This is a genomic window from Streptomyces odonnellii (genome assembly GCF_000981895.1).
GTDB lineage: Bacteria > Actinomycetota > Actinomycetes > Streptomycetales > Streptomycetaceae > Streptomyces > Streptomyces odonnellii.
Map to the genome: position 1 here is coordinate 1 of NZ_LATD01000604.1, position 4,852 is coordinate 4,852.

3 protein-coding genes and 1 pseudogene are annotated in these 4,852 nt (G+C 72.0%); all 4 read left to right on the forward strand.

Going from position 1 to position 4,852, the window contains the following annotated elements; genetic code table 11:
- A pseudogene (locus WH07_RS35555) lies at positions 1-372 on the forward strand (hypothetical protein); the annotation flags it as partial.
- A 114-nt stretch (positions 373-486) separates the two neighbouring features.
- A complete protein-coding gene (locus WH07_RS35560) occupies positions 487-2,058 on the forward strand; it encodes an anchored repeat ABC transporter, substrate-binding protein (protein WP_046509356.1) in 1,572 nt (523 codons plus the stop codon).
- A 140-nt stretch (positions 2,059-2,198) separates the two neighbouring features.
- Positions 2,199-3,845: a TIGR03773 family transporter-associated surface protein gene (locus tag WH07_RS35565; protein ID WP_052744676.1), complete on the forward strand. Its 1,647-nt coding sequence runs from the start codon at positions 2,199-2,201 to the stop codon at positions 3,843-3,845.
- A complete protein-coding gene (locus tag WH07_RS35570) occupies positions 3,842-4,756 on the forward strand; it encodes an anchored repeat-type ABC transporter ATP-binding subunit (protein WP_063775893.1) in 915 nt (304 codons plus the stop codon). Before WH07_RS35565 ends, WH07_RS35570 begins: the two co-directional genes overlap by 4 nt.
- Positions 4,757-4,852 lie beyond the last annotated feature (96 nt).

Here is a 4,852-nt window from a genome sequence, read left to right on the forward strand (position 1 = left end):
GGCGAGGACGGGGGAGGAGACGGGGGCGGACCCACCGCCTCGGCCTCCGTAACACCCTCGGATTCCCCCGCGCCGTCCGTCACGACGGGCGATCCGGGCGGGTCCGGCAATCCGCCGGGCGACTCGCCGGACACCCCCTCGGGCAGCCCGTCGGTCCCCGGCTCCGGCGGTGCCCCGGGTTCCGGCGGTCCGTCCGGCGGCGGTACGTCCCCGCAGGGCGGGCTCGCCGCGACGGGAGCCGGTGTGCTCGTGCCCCTCGCGGCGGCCGTCGCCGCTGTCGCGGCGGGGAGCGTCGCGTTCCTCGCCGTACGCCGACGCCACCGTACGCGTGACCGTACGCGTGCCCCGGGCGGAGAGCCCGAACAGGCGTGACACCTGCCCCGGGGCCGTGCCGACGAGTGCCCTGCCCCGGGGCCCCGTCCAGGAGACCCGGGGCACACGCCGTCCACGCCCCGCCCCTCCACACCCAGGAAAGGGAGGAGCCCGATGCGGGCCCCACTCCGCATGTCCGCCGCGCTGGTCGTGGTGTCCGCACTGCTCACCGCGTGCAGCGGACGCTCACAACCAGGCGCGTCCGACAGCGCGTTGACCGTCTCGGCCACCACCGCCATCATCGCTGACCTGGTCGGCCAGGTCGGCGGCGACCGGGTCGATGTGACGTCGATCGTGCCGCACCACGGCGACCCTCATTCGTACGAGCCCAGCCCCGGAGACGCGGCCAAGGTGGCACGGGCCGATCTCGTGTTCAGCAACGGACTGCTGCTCGAAGAGCCAGGGATCATGAAGATGGTCCACACCAACACCCGCGAGGGCGTTCCGAAGGTGGCCATCACGGAGACGCTGGAGAAGTACGGCGGCTCGGTGATCAAGCTCAAGGAGGACCTCGGACTCGATGTGCTCTGGCTGGGCTGGGCGGTGGAGGGCGAGGTCGCGGGCGAGGGTTCCCAGGTGCGTACGACCGCCGTCGGCCTGACGGGACCCGGTGACCTGCACGTATATCTGACGGACACACTCGGCCGGCCCACGAGCTATGTCGACTCCACGGACGGCTTTGACGCGAAGGACTCCTTTGCTCTGCCGCCCGAGGCCCATACACATGTCAACTGGTCGTTCAGCGAGCCCGGAACGTACCGGCTGACGGTCGAAGGCCGGACCGAGACGCTCGACGGGAAGACCGCGGAGATCGGGCGCGGCACGGTGACCTTCGAGGTCGGCGGCTCACCGGCCGGGTCCGGCGCGCCGGGGGCATCCGCTCCGTCGGCGGCACCCGGTGCGCCCAGCGGCCGTACGGTCCTCGACAGCGGGCACGCCGACGTCGCGCTCAACGCCGAGAAGGGCCAGGTGTACGTACGCGTCGACGACCCGGAGACCGGGGAACGCACCCATCACCCGGCCGGCGAGGTGGTGATGTCCGTGCCGGATCGCGCCAGGGCGCGGGTGCCGGAGGGGGACGCCTTCCGGTTCCTCGGAACGCCCGGCGCCGATGTGTGGGTGCTGCCGCAGGCCGTGCTGGGCAAGCATGTGCACGGCGATCTGGACCCGCACGCCTGGGAGGACGTCGCCAACGCCGAGGCGTACGTACGACGCATCGAGGCCGAACTGATCAAGGCCGACCCAGAAGGCCGCAAGGTCTACGAGGCCAATGCGGCACGGTACTTGAAGCAGCTCGGCGCGCTGGACCTGGAGGTCGCCCGACGGCTCGCGGCCATCCCGGCGGACCGCCGCAAGCTCATCACCACCCATGACGCCTTCGGCTATCTCGCGAAGGCGTACGCCATGGAGGTCGTCGGCTTCGTCGTACCCGTTCCCAGCCAGGAACCGAGCGCGGCCGAGGTGCGCGCGCTCGGCGACACCATCCGCGAGAAACGGGTCCCGGCCGTCTTCCTGGAACCGAATCTCGCCGCGCGCGCCGATGTGCTGCGCCGGGTCGCCGAGGACGAGGGCGTACGGGTCTGCACCATCTACGGCGACTCGTTCGACGACAAGATCCACGACTACATATCGATGATGCGGCACAACGCGGGCGAGCTGGCCCGGTGCCTGGGGAGGACTGGCTGATGGTGACGGGCGAACGGGACACACACGACGGACACAACACATGGGGTGCGCTTCGGGCCGGTGGTGCTGGTGGTGTCAGTAGTGCCGGTGGTGCGCGCAAGGGGACCGGCGTACGACTCGTGGCGGCCGCTGCCGCTTCGATGGCCGTTGCCGTCGCGGTGATACCGGGCAACGGGCCCACCGCTCAGGCGGCCACCGGCGCTCCGGAGGCGGTCGCGGCGGTTCCGCAGGCGCGGGTCACTCTCGGGGAGCGGGGGCTCGGACTGGGGCGCGGCGGGCTCGTCGCGATCGACGACACACACCGGACGCCGGTCCCGGACGACTCCGCGTACGCCTTCCTCGGCGCACCGGGCACACCGGTCTGGGAGATCACGGACGCGCCGTGGGACACCTCGGGCATCGCGCCGGGCGGCGTACGGGACGACACGGTGCGCTGGTCGCTCGCTGCCGTGGAAGGGCCCGGCACGGTCGCCGTGTACGAGACGACGGGCGCGCGGCCGACGGTGCGGTTCGACAGCTCGGACGGTCTGCCGGACGGTTACGACCTGCCGACCGGCGCGAGCGGCGACACCCGGTGGGCCTTCGGCGCGGCCGGGGCGTACACACTGACGTTCACTGCGGCCGCGCGGGAACGGGACGGGAAGGCGCTCGCGGCGTCCGTACGGTACGAGGTACGGGTCGGGGGCGACACCGCGCCGCACATTCCCGCGATGCCGTCCCGGCCGTCAGTTCCGCCGGCGGCTCACCAGGACGCTGCGGGCACGGCGGCCCCCGCGTCGAGCCATGCACCGGAAAGCCCCGCGCACGCACTGACTTCGGCGGCGAGACAGTTCTCGGAAGCACAGACGCAGGTGTCGGAGGCGCGGCTCGCCCAGGAGAGCACCGAGGGCAGGGCCGAGGGAAAGGCCGACACCACCGAGAAGGTGCTCGACAACGGGCACATCGACTTCGCAGCCCGCGTCGTCGACGGGAAGATGCAGATCCACATCAAGGACGGCACGGTGGCCGGGAAGACGACCTGGCGGGAGCCGTCGTCCGTGGTTCTGCACGTCAAGCCCGCCGCGAGGAAGGAGATCCCGGACGGCGACGACTTCGCGTTCCTGGGCAGGCCTGGCGACCCGGTGTGGCTGCTCGACCAGGTCCAGCAGGACGGGCAGTTGTGGCCCGGCTGGTCCACGGAGAACATCGAGCCGGGGAAGACGAAGGGCACTGTCGGATTCAAGCTGGCCAAGGCCGAAGGACCCGGTGTTTTCGCGCTGTACAACTACGACGGGATGTCCGGCGCGACCATCCGTTTCAACAGCGGCGACGGTGTGCCCGACACCTTCGACGTACCGCAGAACACGCACGCGCACGGCGGCTGGGCCTTCGGCAAGGAGGGCGTGTACCGGCTGACGTTCACCATGTCGGGCACACTCGCGAACGGGAGTCCGGTCAGCGACACGGAGACGGTGGCCTTCGTGGTGGGGGCGACCGATCCGAACACGGTTCAGTCCGGCGGCGGCACGGGCAATCCGGGTGACGCCTCACCCGATTCGCCAGGCGGCGGAGAGCCGGGAACGGACTCCGGTGCCGACGGCGGGGCTTCGTCGTCCGGCAATGACGGTGGCGGCGATGACGGGGCCGGTGGTGACGGGGCGCGGACGGCGGACGGCGGGACGTCCGGGGCGATGGCACATACCGGGGCCGATGGACTTCTGCTGATCGGCGTGACGGCGGCCGGGCTCGCGGCGGCCGGTACGGGCTTTGTGGTCGTGACACGGCGCGGCCGGCGGGGGACGGCATGACACCGGCCGACGTACCTGCCGGTCCGTCCGGCGACACGCCCGCGGGCGTGCCCACCGCGCCCACGGCCCTTCCTACCGCTGAACCCGCCGACTCGGCCCCGCCCGCGCCCGCGCCACTGACCGTCGACGCCGTCTCCGTGCGACTCGGCGGACGCCTCGCCGTGTGCGAGGCGGGACTCGTGGTACGCGAGGGCGAACTCGTCGGGCTGCTCGGGCCGAACGGCGCCGGGAAGACGACGCTGCTACGGGCGGTCCTCGGCCTGCTGCCCCTGGCATCCGGCACTGTCACCGCGCGGGCGCGTATCGGTTACGTGCCCCAACGGCACGAGTTCGCCTGGGACTTCCCCGTCGATGTGCGGGGTGCCGTGCTCTCGGGACGTACCCGGCAGATCGGCTGGCTGCGGCGAGCCGGGGCCCGCGACCGGGCCGCCGTCGACGAGGCGCTGGAGCGTACGGGGCTGACCGCGCTGCGGAGGCGCCCCGTCGGTGAGCTGTCGGGCGGACAGCGGCAGCGGGTCCTGGTGGCCCGCGCCCTGGCCACCGAGCCGGACGTACTGCTGCTGGACGAGCCGTTCACCGGAGTCGACGTACCGACACAGGACGTGCTCGGTGACCTGCTCGCGAGGCTGGCGCGGGAGGGGCGGGCGTTGCTGATGACCACCCACGACCTGGCCGCGGCGGCCCGCGCCTGCACGCGCGTGGTGCTGCTCAACAGAAGTGTGGTGGCCGAGGGCGGTCCCGGACTGCTCTCGGACACGGAGCAGATGCTGCGGGCCTTCGGACTGGACCGGGCGATCAACGGGACAGCCTCGACCACCGCCACCGCCACCGCCACCGCCACCGCCACCGCCACCGGTTCTGGTTCTGGTTCCGGCTCCGCTTCCACCCCCGCCAAGGTGGTGACGACATGATGGAGTTTCTGCTGGAGCCCTGGCAACTCCCCTTCATGTAGCGTGCGTTCGCGGTCGCCGCGGTCGTCGGACTGGTGTGCGGTGTCGTCGGTGTGT